General features: G+C 43.5%; 13 protein-coding genes. 3 read left to right on the top strand and 10 right to left on the bottom strand.

Annotation, left to right across the window (positions count from 1 at the left end; all coding sequences use genetic code 11):
* Window positions 1–85: 85 nt before the first annotated feature.
* From AAJP47_RS02715 to gmk, 7 genes are all read right to left on the bottom strand, one after another.
* Window positions 86–790, bottom strand: coding sequence for a hypothetical protein (locus tag AAJP47_RS02715; RefSeq protein WP_346716360.1), 705 nt, complete (start codon window positions 788–790; stop codon window positions 86–88).
* Window positions 791–1,005: 215 nt separating this feature from the next.
* Window positions 1,006–2,220 (bottom strand): cation diffusion facilitator family transporter, encoded by a 1,215-nt coding sequence (locus AAJP47_RS02710; protein ID WP_346716359.1) that lies wholly within the window; start codon window positions 2,218–2,220, stop codon window positions 1,006–1,008.
* Between the two features lie 329 nt (window positions 2,221–2,549).
* A complete protein-coding gene (locus AAJP47_RS02705; protein WP_346716358.1) occupies window positions 2,550–4,847 on the bottom strand; it encodes a primosomal protein N' in 2,298 nt (765 codons plus the stop codon).
* A 143-nt stretch (window positions 4,848–4,990) separates the two neighbouring features.
* A complete protein-coding gene (locus tag AAJP47_RS02700; RefSeq protein WP_346716357.1) occupies window positions 4,991–5,371 on the bottom strand; it encodes a RidA family protein in 381 nt (126 codons plus the stop codon).
* Window positions 5,372–5,562: 191 nt separating this feature from the next.
* Window positions 5,563–7,761 (bottom strand): RelA/SpoT family protein, encoded by a 2,199-nt coding sequence (locus AAJP47_RS02695; protein WP_346716356.1) that lies wholly within the window; start codon window positions 7,759–7,761, stop codon window positions 5,563–5,565.
* Window positions 7,762–8,150: 389 nt separating this feature from the next.
* Complete coding sequence (rpoZ, locus tag AAJP47_RS02690) at window positions 8,151–8,411, bottom strand: DNA-directed RNA polymerase subunit omega (protein WP_062845329.1); 261 nt, start codon at window positions 8,409–8,411, stop codon at window positions 8,151–8,153.
* A gap of 339 nt (window positions 8,412–8,750) precedes the next feature.
* Window positions 8,751–9,377 (bottom strand): guanylate kinase, encoded by a 627-nt coding sequence (gene gmk, locus AAJP47_RS02685; RefSeq protein WP_346716355.1) that lies wholly within the window; start codon window positions 9,375–9,377, stop codon window positions 8,751–8,753.
* 366 nt (window positions 9,378–9,743) lie between these two features.
* Between gmk and ispH the strand changes: the two genes are divergently transcribed.
* The 3 genes from ispH to AAJP47_RS02670 all read left to right on the top strand — a co-directional run bounded on the left by ispH (window position 9,744) and on the right by AAJP47_RS02670 (window position 11,928).
* Window positions 9,744–10,700 (top strand): 4-hydroxy-3-methylbut-2-enyl diphosphate reductase, encoded by a 957-nt coding sequence (ispH, locus tag AAJP47_RS02680; RefSeq protein WP_346716354.1) that lies wholly within the window; start codon window positions 9,744–9,746, stop codon window positions 10,698–10,700.
* Window positions 10,701–10,755: 55 nt separating this feature from the next.
* Window positions 10,756–11,001 carry a hypothetical protein gene (locus tag AAJP47_RS02675; RefSeq protein WP_346716353.1) on the top strand — a complete coding sequence of 82 codons (246 nt, stop codon included), beginning with the start codon at window positions 10,756–10,758 and terminating at the stop codon, window positions 10,999–11,001.
* A 111-nt stretch (window positions 11,002–11,112) separates the two neighbouring features.
* On the top strand, window positions 11,113–11,928 hold the full coding sequence (locus AAJP47_RS02670; protein WP_346716352.1) for a thioesterase family protein: 816 nt from the start codon (window positions 11,113–11,115) through the stop codon (window positions 11,926–11,928).
* A gap of 371 nt (window positions 11,929–12,299) precedes the next feature.
* Here AAJP47_RS02670 and AAJP47_RS02665 read toward each other — a convergent pair whose 3' ends face one another.
* From AAJP47_RS02665 to AAJP47_RS02655, 3 genes are all read right to left on the bottom strand, one after another.
* Window positions 12,300–13,190: a DMT family transporter gene (locus tag AAJP47_RS02665; protein WP_346716351.1), complete on the bottom strand. Its 891-nt coding sequence runs from the start codon at window positions 13,188–13,190 to the stop codon at window positions 12,300–12,302.
* A gap of 289 nt (window positions 13,191–13,479) precedes the next feature.
* Window positions 13,480–13,746, bottom strand: coding sequence for a cupin domain-containing protein (locus tag AAJP47_RS02660; RefSeq protein ID WP_346716350.1), 267 nt, complete (start codon window positions 13,744–13,746; stop codon window positions 13,480–13,482).
* Window positions 13,747–13,998: 252 nt separating this feature from the next.
* Window positions 13,999–14,592 carry a LysE family translocator gene (locus AAJP47_RS02655; RefSeq protein ID WP_346716349.1) on the bottom strand — a complete coding sequence of 198 codons (594 nt, stop codon included), beginning with the start codon at window positions 14,590–14,592 and terminating at the stop codon, window positions 13,999–14,001.
* Between the last annotated feature and the right edge of the window lie 12 nt (window positions 14,593–14,604).

Below are 14,604 nucleotides of genomic sequence, written 5' to 3'. Positions count from 1 at the left end.
GTAAGCAATATAAAGTGAAAAAATAGCAAATTGACAAAGTAGTAAAATGGCTCACGTTGACGTCATGATGTGGCATCGAGGTGAGTTATTTTTTACGGTAAATTTTCCAAATGCCATTGTCGGCAAGTGGGTTGTTATAAGCATCGTTACGGCGTTTACGCGGGGTTTGGCGACTGTCGACAATCTTAAAATCGGGCAGGGCATGTACGATGAGGCCCGTACGATAAAAGCGTACCCGCTCAGGCTCTAACATCTCGCCTTTATTATCACGGCAAAAAACATACGCTCGCAGATCAATAAATTCACGGTGCGCCACCAAACGTGCTTCATCATCATTATCAAATACGGCTGACATACGCGCAATTTCATCCGCCGTATAGTCACCGCATTTATCAGTCAAAGCACCGACCGAGCCAAAGCTTTTAGATTCTTTGGCGCGCGTTTTGGTCAGATGCAAACGTTGAACATGATAGATGAACTGCGGTATCTCAAGGCTGGCAGGCAGCGGCAAATAATCAGGCGGCAGATTGGCAGCAGGATAAAAAGCCAACGCGCGCGCAAGTAGTGGCTGCCAGCGCTGCTGATAGGCCTGAACTTCGGCTAAGTTGCCTTCATAAATAGGCATGTCGCGAATTTGACGTAAAATATCAGGTGGAAATTGCTCATGACGAAAGCTGGCAATGTCTTCTTGCAGCGTCGATAGCAAGACTTTGGCGTGTTTTTTGCCATCCTTTGACGCAGGGTCTTCGATATGGTCTGGTGCGACAAAGGGCGCTGAGCGTTTAGACATGATAAAAGGCCACCATTGAGGATGAATGAAGCGTTTAGGCCTTAAGTATACAGAATTTATAGTAAAAATATGGCAGCGCGGCTGATTTTTTCAGCGTTTTTAACATGCTATTACAATGATAAAGACTAATGTGATATGGCTTAATGCAATATTTTTTCTATTATAGGTACATTTTTATTTATATCATTCCTAATGGTTATTTTTAGAAGCCACTTCTAATGACTATGTCCCATATGATTATTGGTATCAGTGGTGTGCTCTGAGATATCGCACACTAAAGCGTTACTATGCGTTTTAATTTGCGGGTGCGACCAGCTCTCGACCTGAATTGTGGCATGATGAATACCCAACGCTAGCAGTCTTTGCTCAAGATCGGTAATCAATATGCTTGATTCGTGAATGCTCATGTCTCCAGCGACAACGATATGGCAAGATAAGGCATTTAAGCCACTTGTGATGCTCCAAACGTGAAGATCATGGACGGCTTTTACCTGTACATGAGACCGTAGTTTTTGTTCGATATCAACCAAAGAGATATTGGCAGGTGTGCCTTCCATTAAGATATGGACGGAATGGCGGACGACGCGATAACCACTGAATAATATAAGTATGGCAACAATCACTGAAGCGACAGCGTCAGCCCATACCCAGCCGAATCCCATCATTAATAAGGCGGCAATAATGGCCGCTACAGACCCAAGCAAATCACTTAATACGTGTAAGTAAGCACTTTGCATATTAAGATTGACAGGCTTTTTATTATTAGCCTCTTTATGATCATCTGACTTGGCGTCATTTGCTCCGCGACTGTGCTCATGGTTGTGTCCATGACTATGGTTATGACTATGTTCATCATGATTATGCTCATCATGGCTATGTTGGCTTCTATGCATAAGCCACGCCACCAGAATATTGACCAGCATACCAATCGTTGCGATGACCAGCATGCCTTGAGTGGCAATCTCAGGCGGTGAGTTAAAGCGTTTAATCGCCTCATAAAAAATCATAAGAGCGATGACAATGAGCGTCGCCCCATTCACGGTCGCAACCAAAATCTCAAAGCGCTTATAGCCAAACGTCTTTTGGTGAGTGGCGGCTTTTTCGCCAATCTTAAACGCCATCAAGGTCGCGCCAAGTGCGATGGCATCGCTTAACATGTGACCGGCGTCAGACAGTAGCGCCAAGCTTCCTGTGAGCCAGCCACCAATGGCTTCAATAAACATATAGCCAGTAATGATAGCAAAGCTGATAAGCAGCGTTCGTTGATAACCTTTTGTGTCTCTTGAATTCACCGACGGTACGATATTTTTATCATGACCATCATCATGTTCAATATGATCGTTTTGATCACTGTGCGTATAGTCATGCGTATCAGTAGCATGCCGATGAGTAAGGTTATCTGATGGGGCGTTTGAATCTTCTGGCGTCATAGCAACACTCAAATTCACGGATATGGAATGGGATACTCTGTATTTATTCTATAAAAAGTAGTGAGGGGCTTTTAGTCGCGATAGCTAAGGCTAATCAATGGCTATAAATGTAACATAACAAAGAATGCGAAGTTGTAGTGGGGGCGTAAAATTAAAAAATGAGTATATAGTCATTAATTGTCCGGTCACTATAAAAAACACAGCGCGATTGGAATAAATGCTTTGCCACCCCTGTTAATAACAGCACCGCAAGCAGAAAATGTTTTACTAGTATGCATTACAATACTATTTATTCTTTTTATCGAATATATAAGTTTATCGTTATTAGACTACCAGCCAACAGGGTCAACATCCAAAGTAAGCTTGAGATACTTGGCGCTCGGTAACGTCTGCACAGGCTGCCACCATTGACTTAAGACATGATGCAACTGCCGTCGATCTTTGGCCAAGAGCAGAAGCTGGGCATGATAGCGGCTGTTCTTTTTACTCATCGGTGCATCAATAGGCCCAAGTACGGCCAAATTATGATTACTGGGTAAAAGGGCGATCGCGTCTTTGAGTGCTTGAGTGGTGGCCGCCATTGTTTTGCCTTCGCAGCGTATGAGCGCTGCATAGCTGTGCGGCGGTAACCCCATCATTTTGCGTTCTTGCAGCAACTCACGCGCAAACGACAGATAACCACCTTTGACCAGCTTTAACAGTAGCTCATTGTCAGGCTGTAGCGTTTGTATCAGCACGCGACCAGCTTTGTCGCCACGACCAGCACGGCCAGCCACCTGTATCATCAACTGAGCGGTATGCTCAGGCGAGCGAAAATCGGCGGATAAAAACCCGCGATCTGCATTGGGTAGACAAACTAGGGTGACGTTAGGGAAGTGATGGCCTTTCGCGACCATTTGCGTACCGACTAAGATGGCAGGCTTGCCTTCATTGATACGCTGATAAATCTTCTCCCAGCTGTCTTTTAGTCTCGTCGTATCGCGATCGATTTGAATGATGGGGTAAAGGACTTTACTGGTTTGTGGGTTGGCAAAAATGGCGTGTAAGTTTTCGCTCAGTCTGGTGGTGCCCATGCCTTTGGCATCTAAATTCTGACTGCCACAATCAGGACAAACCGTGGGAATGTAAGCTTGCCAATCACAGTGATGACATTTCAAATAAGAGTGGCTTGAGTAAGCGTTTTGTTGCGCTTGGCTAGCGTAATGGACGGTTAAATGTGCGTCACAGCGCGGGCAATCAGCTTGCCAGCCGCACGCTTTGCACAATAAAACAGGTGCATAACCGCGACGGTTTAAAAAGATCAATACTTGATCGCCAGCTTCTAGTGTCTGCCGTATCGCCCCAATCAGCGTATCCGTTAGTCCTGTATCATAGCGTTCGCCATCGTCTGTACTTTGCTGATGGGTGCTTTGGAGACGCGCATCGATGAGCTGCATGGGCGCAGGCTTGGCGTTGCCAGGTCGCGTCAGTAGTTGGTACTCCGACAGCTTGTCATCATCGACCAGCTTTAGGTGTTCAAGAGAAGGAGTCGCTGTACCCAGCACGACTGGTATATGGTGTTGCAAACCGCGATACAGCGCGACATCGGCGGCATGATAACGCAGCGTATCTTGCTGCTTATATGAGCCGTCATGCGCTTCATCGACAACAATAAGACCCAAATTGGCAAAGGGATACAGCACCGCTGAGCGCGTACCGATGATGATTTGTGCGTGACCGGTGCGGCAATCTTGCCAGCCTTGTAGGCGGTGAGTATTGTTCATTCCTGAATGCAGTAGGACGATATGGGCGGCAAAGCGACTGGCAAAGCGCGCGCGTGTTTGCGGTGTCAAACCGATCTCTGGTACTAAAATTAAAACCTGCTTTCCCGCTTCTAAAACCGTTTGCATCGCTTGCAGATAGACCTCAGTCTTGCCGCTGCCCGTGATACCGTTTAATAAAAATCCCTCGTAGCGCTGGGCTTCATGTGCCGCAATGATCGCGTCCACTGCAAGCTGCTGTTCCGTATTTAAATCAAGCGGCATTTTTGCCAATTTGACAGGCGAGGGCGCCTGTTTGGACTCAATATAACGTTCGATAAGTCCTTTTTCTTCAAGCGTTTTTAGAAAGCTTCGCTGCATTCCCTCCAGTAATAAAACGTCTTCGCTAGCGCCGCGCTCGCCATGCAGCTTAAGCATATCAAACTGCTGCTTTTGCTTTTTGGCATTGGCATGAAAATCATCATCAGTGATGTGCGGCAAAATTCGCCAATGCGTAATCAGCAGATCCAAGGGTTTGCCTTGACGAACCAAGCTTGGCAGGATAACAGCTAAGACATCGCCGAGTGGATAGTGATAATAACGGGCAAGCCAATTGGCAAGCGTTAACATACTATCGTCTAAAATTGGGTCAGCATCCAAGCATTTATTAATGGGTTTTAGCTTATTGAGAGGCACGCTGCTATCTGCTTCAGAAAGATGAGCCACGACGATACCGATTAAAGTCTGACGCCCAAATGACACCTCCACCCGAGTGCCAATTTGTGGCATCCGTGTTGAAATAGCATTTGGCAGAGCGCTTGTATCTGCTGGTAGGCGATAGTCAAAGACACGATAAAGGGGGACGGGCAGAGCAACTTGTACCAACATAAAATGCACCCAGCGTCTTTGGATAAGTAGATAATGAAAAGGACATAATAATAAGCCCAAATATGGCTATTTGGGCTTACTTTAAAAAAAGCTGTTTTGATAAAAGGTTTTAACTTAAGTCTTTGAGCATTGATATGTCAGCGTTATTCAATATAAAGAATCGACTCAATCTCAACCACACCACCTTTTGGTAGAGCGGCAACTTGCACGGCTGCACGGGCAGGATATGGCTCACTTAAATTGGCCATAAACACTTCATTCAACGCTGCAAAATCATTTAAGTCAGTCAATGACACATTGAACTTAACCACGTCTTTTAAACTGCCACCAGCTGCTTCACAGATGGCCTTGATGTTTTCAAATACTTGTTTGGCTTGGGCTTCAAAGCCTTCCCTTAATTCCATCGTTTCAGGGTCAAAACCAAGCTGTCCTGAGATATAGACGGTGTTACCAACTTTTACCGCTTGTGAATAAGTGCCAACGGCTGCTGGTGCTTTGTCTGTTTGGATGGTTTGACGGGTCATATCATGTCCTTTTTATATTTTTCTGGTTTGGGTTTTAACGCGGAACGTTTGTATCGGTTCATAATCAAAAAACAGTTTATCACTATTTTAAGGTTTTCTAAATTTTAAGGTTTTCTAAATTTTGAGGCTTTCTAAAAAGTTCTCAATCAGCGATTTAAGCCTATTAAAACGTGATTAAACCGCTGTTTTTGCTATAACTGGTATAAGCGCATAATGTTGGGAAAACCAAGCAATGAGCGTAGATCGCGAATGCCTTGGGCTAAGTGGTTGCGACTGCGCACAATGACATGGATGACGGTATCACTGTTACGAACATCAATCGTTTCGACCCCAATATTTAACTGACGTAAATGATAGATGACTTCTGTGATTTGCTCATCGCTTAGAGATATAGACAGTTTTAAATAAGCTGGAAAGCGAATTTTACCGTTGTTCTTAACATCATGCTCGTCTGATTCGCCTTGTTTTACGGCTTTATCATTGCGCCAGCGCAGTTGAATGACTTGATAAGGATTGTCTTTGCGAATGTCGTCGATAGAGAAACATTTATGTCGATGCGCGACCAGACCGTGACGGGATAAATGACCAACGATAGGATCGCCATATATCGGATGGCAACAATTAGCAAAATCCAGCTCCACACCTGAGGCGTTGACAATCAGCTGCTGCGGCTGGGTCATATCTTCGCTGTGCTCTTTCGCCTGTATGTCGTTGACCTCATCGCTAAACAAGCGGGTGACCACCAATTGCGGTAACAAGGTACCAGAGCTAATTTGCTCAAATAACGCGTCTTTTTCTGTCAGTCCGCGCCACTCAGTAAGGTTTTTCCAGTCACTTTCCGTCAAGTCATCCAAGCTTTTTTGGTACGTTTTAAGGGCGCGATCCAATGCTTGTTGCCCATGATGCTGCTTGTCTGAAATTGACAAGTCTTTAAACCAGCGTAAAATCTCCTCGCGAGCTTTGTTGGTGGCCACAAACCCCAGCCATTCAGCTTTTGGTTCTGAGTGGCTGTTCACTTCAATCTCAATAGATTGTCCGTTTTTGACCACGGTGCCCAGTTTTGCCGGCTTACCATCGATATTGGCACCAACCGCTACGTTACCCACCATCGGTCCAACCGTGTAAGCGAAGTCAAGCGCTGTTGAGCCTTGCGGTAACTCGTAGGCGCGACCTTGCGGACTGTAACAGATGATCTTACTAGAGTGCAGATAGTCCATCAGCTCATTGATAGTAGAGACCGCCGCCGAGAAGTCGGGACTGTTTTGATCCAAGTTGTCCTCATCGACCAGCTCTTTCATATTGCGTAACGAAGCTTGAATGACTGACTGACTCACTTCAGACGCATGCTCTGCGCCAATGACCCCAAGTCGTGCCGCGCTTTGCATTTGCTTGGTCAAAATAGTCACTTTGACCACATCGTTGTCACGCTCATAGATGAGGGTCAGTGACTGGTTGCCGCCGGGTAGCGGCCGGCGAATATTGTCAGCGATATGACTGTCATCAATTTGATATTTTTTGATCAGATAATAAGCCAGCTTGTCACAGGCTTCGATATTATCAAGAACAATCTCAAACGCATAGTGTCGCAGTAGGGCGTTGATCTCGCCGCGATTACGGAAAAATTGACGGTAGATGACCACGCGATTGTCCAAAACTTTAACCAGCCCATTCAATTCTAGGTTGTTGAGGACGATACTCAAATAACGATGAATGGCTTCTCTTTGAAAGTTGCGCCCAAGACCGTGCTGCAAGAGCTTATCAGATATCTTGCTATACATATCAGAATCAAGGTTGCGGTAACAAAGCACCTCGATATAATCAGCGATGTCATTAAGACCCATCAAGCGGGCAAATGGCACATAAAAATCTAAGGTTTCTTGAGCAGTGGTGCGCTGTTTCTCAGGGCGTACGGCATCAAGCGTGGACATATTGTGTAGTCGGTCGGCAAGCTTAATAATCAAGACGCGTGGATCGGCCAAGGTCGCGGTCAAGATCTTGTGAAACGTAGCGGCTTTATTTTGTTGCTTATTATGCGAAGAGGATTTGAGCTTGGTCACACCATCGACCAGCCTTGATACAACTTTGCCATAACGCTGCTCAAGCTGCTCGTCGCTCACCTCCGTATCTTCGACGGTGTCATGTAAAATCGCGGCAATAATGGTATCGCGATCTAGGCGAAATCCTGCCAATATCTCAGCCACGGCAATGGGATGCGTGATATAAGGTTCGCCTGATTTACGCTTGTCTTTAATGTGCGCCATATCACCGAACTCACAAGCGTCAATAATGTCACGGCGTTCAGCAGCCGTGAGGTAACCTACTGAACGCAGTAAGTTATATTGAGCCTCATCGACCAGATGATGACTGAGTTTGGGTAAGGTTTGACTCATAAAGCAACGATCCTATTTTTCATGACCTGTCTTCTAAGCGAGCGATGAAAGTAATAACGATGAAGTTAATAAATAAATAATGACTGAGTGCTGATCTATTATACAAAAGCCCAAGCAGAAAAAGCCAACCATGGACAGATCAGATTCTAATTAATCGTAAATTGCTTTCAATGTCAACTGCTAAGCAAACAGGCGCTATAAAAACCTAAAGATTCTTACCGGGCGGTATGTTCTAAGTTATAAATGGTGACTAAACCTGTCATAACAAGACAGTTACAACCAAAAAACCACAGCCTATGCTGTGGTCTCTATCGTCATTATGTATGAAAATGATCAAGCAATTGTGCGCTTTATCATTCTTATACAACAGACCTTATCAAAGCGTTTTACTAAAAGCTATGATCGCCTGACAGTGCCAAATCTAACGAGCTGGTGGCAAAATGGTGCTCTGGCTGGTTTAAGATATCGCGTGTGATTTTGCCTGCCGCAATTTCACGTAAAGCCAATACCGTTGGCTTGTCGTTATCGACGCTAACCAATGGCTCAGCAATACCTTTGGCCAACTGACGAGCGCGTTTGCTTGCCACTAAAATCAACTCAAAGCGATTATCAACGTTATCTAAACAATCTTCAATCGTCACTCGTGCCATAAATAGCTACCTCGGTTGTTTTTATGAATAATGAAGATGCGTCATCACTCAATAAAAATAATATCAAAAATATAAAAAAGGAATAGCTGGACATTATAGCATTTTTTGCTCAGTCGCGTAGCGGCTTTTTATATAGTTGATTCTAAATAAAGTGGATACAAGAAAGGATAGAGCGAGACTGGAACCAATTTTTCTTGCTTGCTGTGCCTTCGCCGACAGAGGCATCAAAAAATAAGTCCCATTCTCGCTGTGCCTTTTTTATATTGGATTGACTATATTCACTTGTCGGTCTCATTTGTCAAACCAGCGACCAAGGATAATCGAAACTCTCTTGCCAGCTTACTCGTCAGGTTTATCGCTAAGCAAATTGCTGATAGTGCGATGATGACGTTGCTGCTGGCGTTTTAGCGTCTGTCTGTCAGCCACGATAATGGATTTTAGCTCCGTCAACGCGACTTCGAAATTGTCATTGATAATAACAAAGTCAAAATGTACATACTGCGCCATTTCAGTCACTGCGCCAGCCAGACGTTGCTCGATGACCTCAATCGTGTCTTGCCCTCGAGTCGATAGGCGCTGACGTAAGGTTGCAATACTTGGCGGCAAAATAAAAATCATTATCGCATCAGTGAATATTTTTTTGACTTGGAGCGCCCCTTGCCAGTCAATCTCCAAGATAACATCAACGCCAGCTTCTAGCTGCGTGCGAACACTTTGCTCTGACGTACCATAATAGTTACCAAACACCTCCGCATGTTCCAAAAACTGGTGTGCACCGATGGCACTCACAAAGCTATCGACGTCAGTAAAGTGATAATGATGCCCATCAATCTCGCCAGGACGCGGCTTGCGGGTAGTATGAGAGACACTGACAGTCAAGTCATTGGTCGTGGCAAGTAACTGCTTTACCAATGAAGTCTTGCCGGTACCAGAGGCGGCGGTAATAATAAATAATGAACCTGTCATACAGTGTGTCCTAATAAAGTGTGTCCTAACCAAAGGCTAAAAAGTGTGCGAGTGAATGACAAAAGGGTGGTAAAAATAAAAAACGCCATCATGTATGGCAATAGCAATTGAAGTCGATGCGGTATTATAAACTGCTTTTGGCGCTTTTATTTTAATTAACGTCATTTCTACCCAAGGGGCTGGCATGTTAAGGCTTTCTTATAAAATGTCAAAACAATATCACAATGCTGGTATTGAAGACTTCGGTATTTTCAAGGGCAATAAAAGCAAATTATGCTAAAGTAGAGCTCTGCTTTTACCCCAACGATTGAATGGAAGCTTTTTAAATAAGCTTTAATTATAAATTATCTAATGATAGGCCTGCTTATGCAAATTTATCTTGCCAACCCACGTGGATTTTGTGCTGGTGTGGACCGTGCGATTGCGATTGTGAATGAAGCATTGACACGTTTTGAGCCACCCATTTATGTTCGTCATGAGGTGGTACATAATAAGTTTGTCGTTTCCGACTTGGCAAATCGCGGTGCCGTGTTCGTTGAGGAACTTGACGAAGTCCCAGACGGTTCTATTGTGATTTTTTCGGCGCATGGCGTATCAAAAGCGGTGGAAGACGAAGCTGAGCGCCGTGATTTGACAGTATTTGATGCCACCTGTCCGCTGGTTACCAAAGTCCATATCGAAGTCGCCAAATTTGCGCAAGAGGGTATGGATGCCGTATTGATTGGTCATGCCGGTCACCCTGAAGTTGAAGGCACCATGGGGCGTTTTAATCGTCGTCATGGCGGTCAGATTCATCTTGTTGAAGACGAAAATGATGTCAAAGCGCTGACCGTACAAGACGCCGAGCGTTTGGCATTTGTCACTCAAACCACCTTATCCATGGATGACACCGCGCGCGTCATCGATGCGTTACGTGATAAGTTTCCCAGCATTCAAGGGCCGCGCAAAGATGACATCTGTTATGCCACGCAAAACCGCCAAGATGCGGTAAAAGATCTCGCCAGTCGCTGTGAAGTGGTCTTAGTGGTCGGTTCGCCAAACTCGTCAAACTCCAATCGTTTGCGTGAGTTGGCTGAGCGTATGAGCTGCCGTGCGTATCTGATTGACAATGCCAGTGAGATGCAGCGCAGTTGGCTCGATGGGGTGCAGAGTATTGGGGTAACGGCTGGTGCGTCCGCCCCTGAAGTATTGATTCAAGAAGTATTACAACAGTTGCAAGATTGGGGCGGCGATTTGCCGAGTGAGCTGTCAGGCATTGAGGAAAATGTAACGTTTAGTCTGCCCAAAGCGTTGCGTATCCCCGTCACACAGGTGGGTAGATAACAAGTGGGTAGATAGCGCAATCGGTGTTTATCATTATCTAGATGGGTCAGTTAGCATGAAAAAACAAAAAACCAAGTTTGTACTGGCAGAAGCCACTTTGGACGAAGTGAACAAGCAGCTAAAAATAAATATGTTTGTCATTGGCTTGATTGCTTTAATACTTCTGTTAAATGTCGCGCATTTTATGCAGAGCTATCGTCCTTTTTATGGGATGCTTGTCGTCCTTATGGTTTTTTTATTGTTTGTGATTATAAAAAGTCGCAATGTCTTGAACTTGAGAAAACAAGAATTGACCCGCTAGTCGATATTCATGAGTCAAAATTACGGTGCTTTTTACAGTCATATCTTATTGCCGTCAAAATTTAGCCCATAAAACCAATGAGCAAAACTGAGTACAAGAACAAGGAAGGTCATGTCAGCTTATTACACTTTTATCAAACGCGAACAGCAAAACGATGGTGTCAGTGTGGCGCACTATCAACCCACCCATCATGCACAAGGCGCTTGGAACGAACATGAGCAGCACATGGCGCCAGCGACAGGCCTACTTACGGCTGAGCTAAATAACTATGCACCGCAAGCTAACATGCGCATCGCGCGCATCAGCCTTGATATTTTGGGGCTGATACCGCTTGATGACTTTACCGTGACCACACGCTGTATTCGACCGGGCAAGACCATTGAGTTGATTGAGGCAGTTATGAGCAGCCGTGGTCGCGATGCGATCATTGCCCGAGCGTGGCGACTGATAACGCAAGATACCAGCGCGATTGCAGGGCTTGAGGATCAACAAGCGGTGCGTCAACCTGAGGATTTACCAGCGTGGGAGGGTATGAAAGGCTGGCCGGGTGGATTTATTGAAAGCGTGCGTTTGGTGACAGACGAGCAGCGTCGCCCTGGTCGCGGTATGATTTGGATCACCAATGATGTCGAGATGATCGAAGGCATGCCTACGAGCGATCTAGTGCATCTGTTGGGTATGGTGGATACCGCCAACGGTGTGGTGCCACGGGTTGGTCTTGGTTTGTCAAAACTGGAATGGATGTTTCCTAATACCGACTTACAAATCCATATGCACCGCGCGCCGCAAGGTCGCTGGCTGGGATTAGAGGCAGTGCAGCAATATGGCGATGACGGCATTGGCTTAACCAGTGCCGTGCTGCATGACACACATGGCCCTTTTGGTCGTAGTGAGCAGATTCTGACCATTCGACCGATGCCTCGTTAAAAATAAGCCATTATTTAGCTGTTAATTTTAAAAAACGAAACGATATGTTGTAATCAATTAATTATACAAATATCTGAAAATTGGTTGTAATAGTACCTAACAAGACAATGCCAATCGACATAGAGGTTACGATGAAAACACATATTGGTTTTTCAAAAAAACTGACGACTATCTGGGAGTTATTGATAGAAGTTTATTCAGAATAGCTGCTTATGCTTTGACGCTTGTATAAGCAAATGAGTGATACTAGAACACCGCCTTGGTAGACAAGCGCGGTGTTTTTTATTGAATACAGATCTTAACGCTTGAAATTTTTTAGCGCGCCCCTATTAGTATAAGCAGCTTAGCGGTATTTAAAACGTCCTAATTATTTAATCAATATTTTTTTCTTTAAGTCTATAAATTTTACCTTTTACATTACTGAGCAATAAAATAATTGTTAATATGATGACAAGTACAAGTTCTTTAATAGTCACGGTATAGCTATCAGACAATGCCATCAATACAAAACATAGTATTGGTATTAACGGCATAAAGTTAGAGGTCTGACTTGAGCCAATTTTTTTAATTGAAGACTGTAGTAAGAACAGTGGAATAATGCTACTGGTTAAAGCTATATATATAAACAACAGCATATTATCTGTTGAAACTTGGGTATAAGTTCCCTTGTATATACTGTAGCAGCCACATACTATGGCCACTAGAATAAATCGTGCAGCTAACACTTGAGACGTTTGAATCTCTGTTTTCTTATGAAGCTCAGAAGTTTTTTTCATATATATAGCTGCAAACGCCGAAGATAACAACGTTAACGAAATACCTAATAATAGTGCATTTGTATTGCTATTAGACACCATTGCTGCTATTCCTAACGATATAACAACCACAGCAATTTGTTTAATAAGGACTTTATCAATTTTAAGACTTAATAAATTAGTGAATAAAGGGATGCTAGAAAAAAATACAATGACGTATGTTATTGGTGGTACGTATTGCATCACAACAAATGCTGATAAAGTATTAACCAAAGTAGAGAAGTTTATTACACCAAAGTCTTTTTTTCTCGCCACGAAAATATTAAAAATTTCGCCTATTTTCCTGAAATTTAATAAAGCGAAAAATAGTAGAGAAATACTAAAAGTAATAAATGTTGAGGTAATGGGATCGATACTTTCTACTGCTTCAGACATTAATACGAAGGACAATGCAGATACAAGACAGAAAAATAATGCCTCTTTGCTATTTTTTATTAATTTAAACAAACCTTATACTCCCTAATAATATGTCTCTTTATGCTCAATACGTAATCCTTTGCATCAAATGCTTAGTGATATGCAGTACCGGGGAGCGCGAAAGACTAAATCAGGTAGACCAAGCATGCTTAGTCTTGAAGAAAAAATACTACTAGCGCTTACGTATTGTGGCGTGAGTATTGAACGCTGTACCACATCAATTGGACAGTCATCATCGTTGATGCGACTGAAACTCCAATTGAGTGTCCAAAAAAATCAAAGATGCTAAAGTTTTTATCAAAAAATATTTTTACAAACCTTAAATTCTTGGCTTAAGTGAAGCTTCTCTATCTGAGTTGCCAGAATTCGGTTCGCCTTTGGGTTCAATCAACAAAACCTTTACCTCATGCTCAGCTCTTGGTCGGTGTGATACGCCTTTTGGGACTATGAACAATTCTCCAGCTTTGACAAGGCGGGAAGATTCTCCTTCAATATCCATGAACATCTCACCTTCTAGCACATAAAAAAAGTCATCCGTATCTTCGTGCTTATGAAAAGAATACTCTCCTTGGAATTTTACTACCATCACTTCATTCTGATTATAATCTGCTAAGACATGCGGGTCCTAGTGACTTGAGAATAAAGCTAGCTTTTCTTTAAGGTTGATGGTTTTCATTACTTTTCCTTTCAATTGGTAAACAGAGTTATCTTACAACTCCTTGATTTTACAGCTCACTTAAATCATTACAGATAATATATATCTATTACAGCGGCAAGAAGAAACACAAGACAAGTCTGTACTATAGCCATAACAAATAATATTATTATGGTACGTGTCTTAAATAAAAAGCTGCTTATGCGCGATATCGATTGCGACAAATACCAGCAGTCCTGCCATAACAAGATTAAACCATTTAAAATATTTAGGGTTTTCAATGCGACTCCCAATGGTACGTCCTAGTAGGGCATAGCTTGCTGGTGCACCAACTGCTAGGATTGCTAAAATAAAAGAAATATAAAAAATAGCACTGCCCGATATATTCGCTGCTGGGAATTGTATGGTAGTAATAGGCAGCGTGGCGGCAAGCCCTTTAGGATTGAGCAGTTGTATAAATAAGCCATTGGCATACGATAAAGATTTTTTGGACGTCTGTTCTTGTCCTAATGTCACATTGGCAAAGGCAATTTTGACAGCAATATATAGAATATAAAGGCAGCCTGCCGTACTGATAAAAGGGAGGGCGCTTGCTGGTATGAATGTTAATCCTGCATAGCCTAAGACCAAAAATAGAATCAGCATAGCGCTGCCAACCCCAAGGAAAAACCCAATGTGAGACTGTACCTTATTGTCCATACCGCTTTTTAAGCCAAGCAAGTTGACAGGCCCAGGACTATACATAATACCAATGGCATATAAGAATATTTCTAACATAAAGATGTCCAA

This window comes from Psychrobacter halotolerans, from assembly GCF_039680845.1.
In the GTDB taxonomy this organism is placed as follows: Bacteria; Pseudomonadota; Gammaproteobacteria; order Pseudomonadales; family Moraxellaceae; genus Psychrobacter.
Note: the sequence above shows the minus strand (reverse complement) of the source record. Positions and strands in the feature narration are given on the sequence as shown.

Coding starts and splice junctions, on each gene's coding strand:
- ispH (WP_346716354.1), top strand. CDS start 9,744: ATGCAAATTTATCTTGCCAACCCACGTGGATTTTGTGCTGGTGTGGAC.
- AAJP47_RS02670 (WP_346716352.1), top strand. CDS start 11,113: ATGTCAGCTTATTACACTTTTATCAAACGCGAACAGCAAAACGATGGT.
- AAJP47_RS02655 (WP_346716349.1), bottom strand. CDS start 14,592: ATGTTAGAAATATTCTTATATGCCATTGGTATTATGTATAGTCCTGGG.
- AAJP47_RS02675 (WP_346716353.1), top strand. CDS start 10,756: ATGAAAAAACAAAAAACCAAGTTTGTACTGGCAGAAGCCACTTTGGAC.
- rpoZ (WP_062845329.1), bottom strand. CDS start 8,411: ATGGCACGAGTGACGATTGAAGATTGTTTAGATAACGTTGATAATCGC.
- AAJP47_RS02715 (WP_346716360.1), bottom strand. CDS start 790: ATGTCTAAACGCTCAGCGCCCTTTGTCGCACCAGACCATATCGAAGAC.
- AAJP47_RS02710 (WP_346716359.1), bottom strand. CDS start 2,220: ATGACGCCAGAAGATTCAAACGCCCCATCAGATAACCTTACTCATCGG.
- AAJP47_RS02660 (WP_346716350.1), bottom strand. CDS start 13,746: ATGGTAGTAAAATTCCAAGGAGAGTATTCTTTTCATAAGCACGAAGAT.
- AAJP47_RS02705 (WP_346716358.1), bottom strand. CDS start 4,847: ATGTTGGTACAAGTTGCTCTGCCCGTCCCCCTTTATCGTGTCTTTGAC.
- gmk (WP_346716355.1), bottom strand. CDS start 9,377: ATGACAGGTTCATTATTTATTATTACCGCCGCCTCTGGTACCGGCAAG.
- AAJP47_RS02700 (WP_346716357.1), bottom strand. CDS start 5,371: ATGACCCGTCAAACCATCCAAACAGACAAAGCACCAGCAGCCGTTGGC.
- AAJP47_RS02695 (WP_346716356.1), bottom strand. CDS start 7,761: ATGAGTCAAACCTTACCCAAACTCAGTCATCATCTGGTCGATGAGGCT.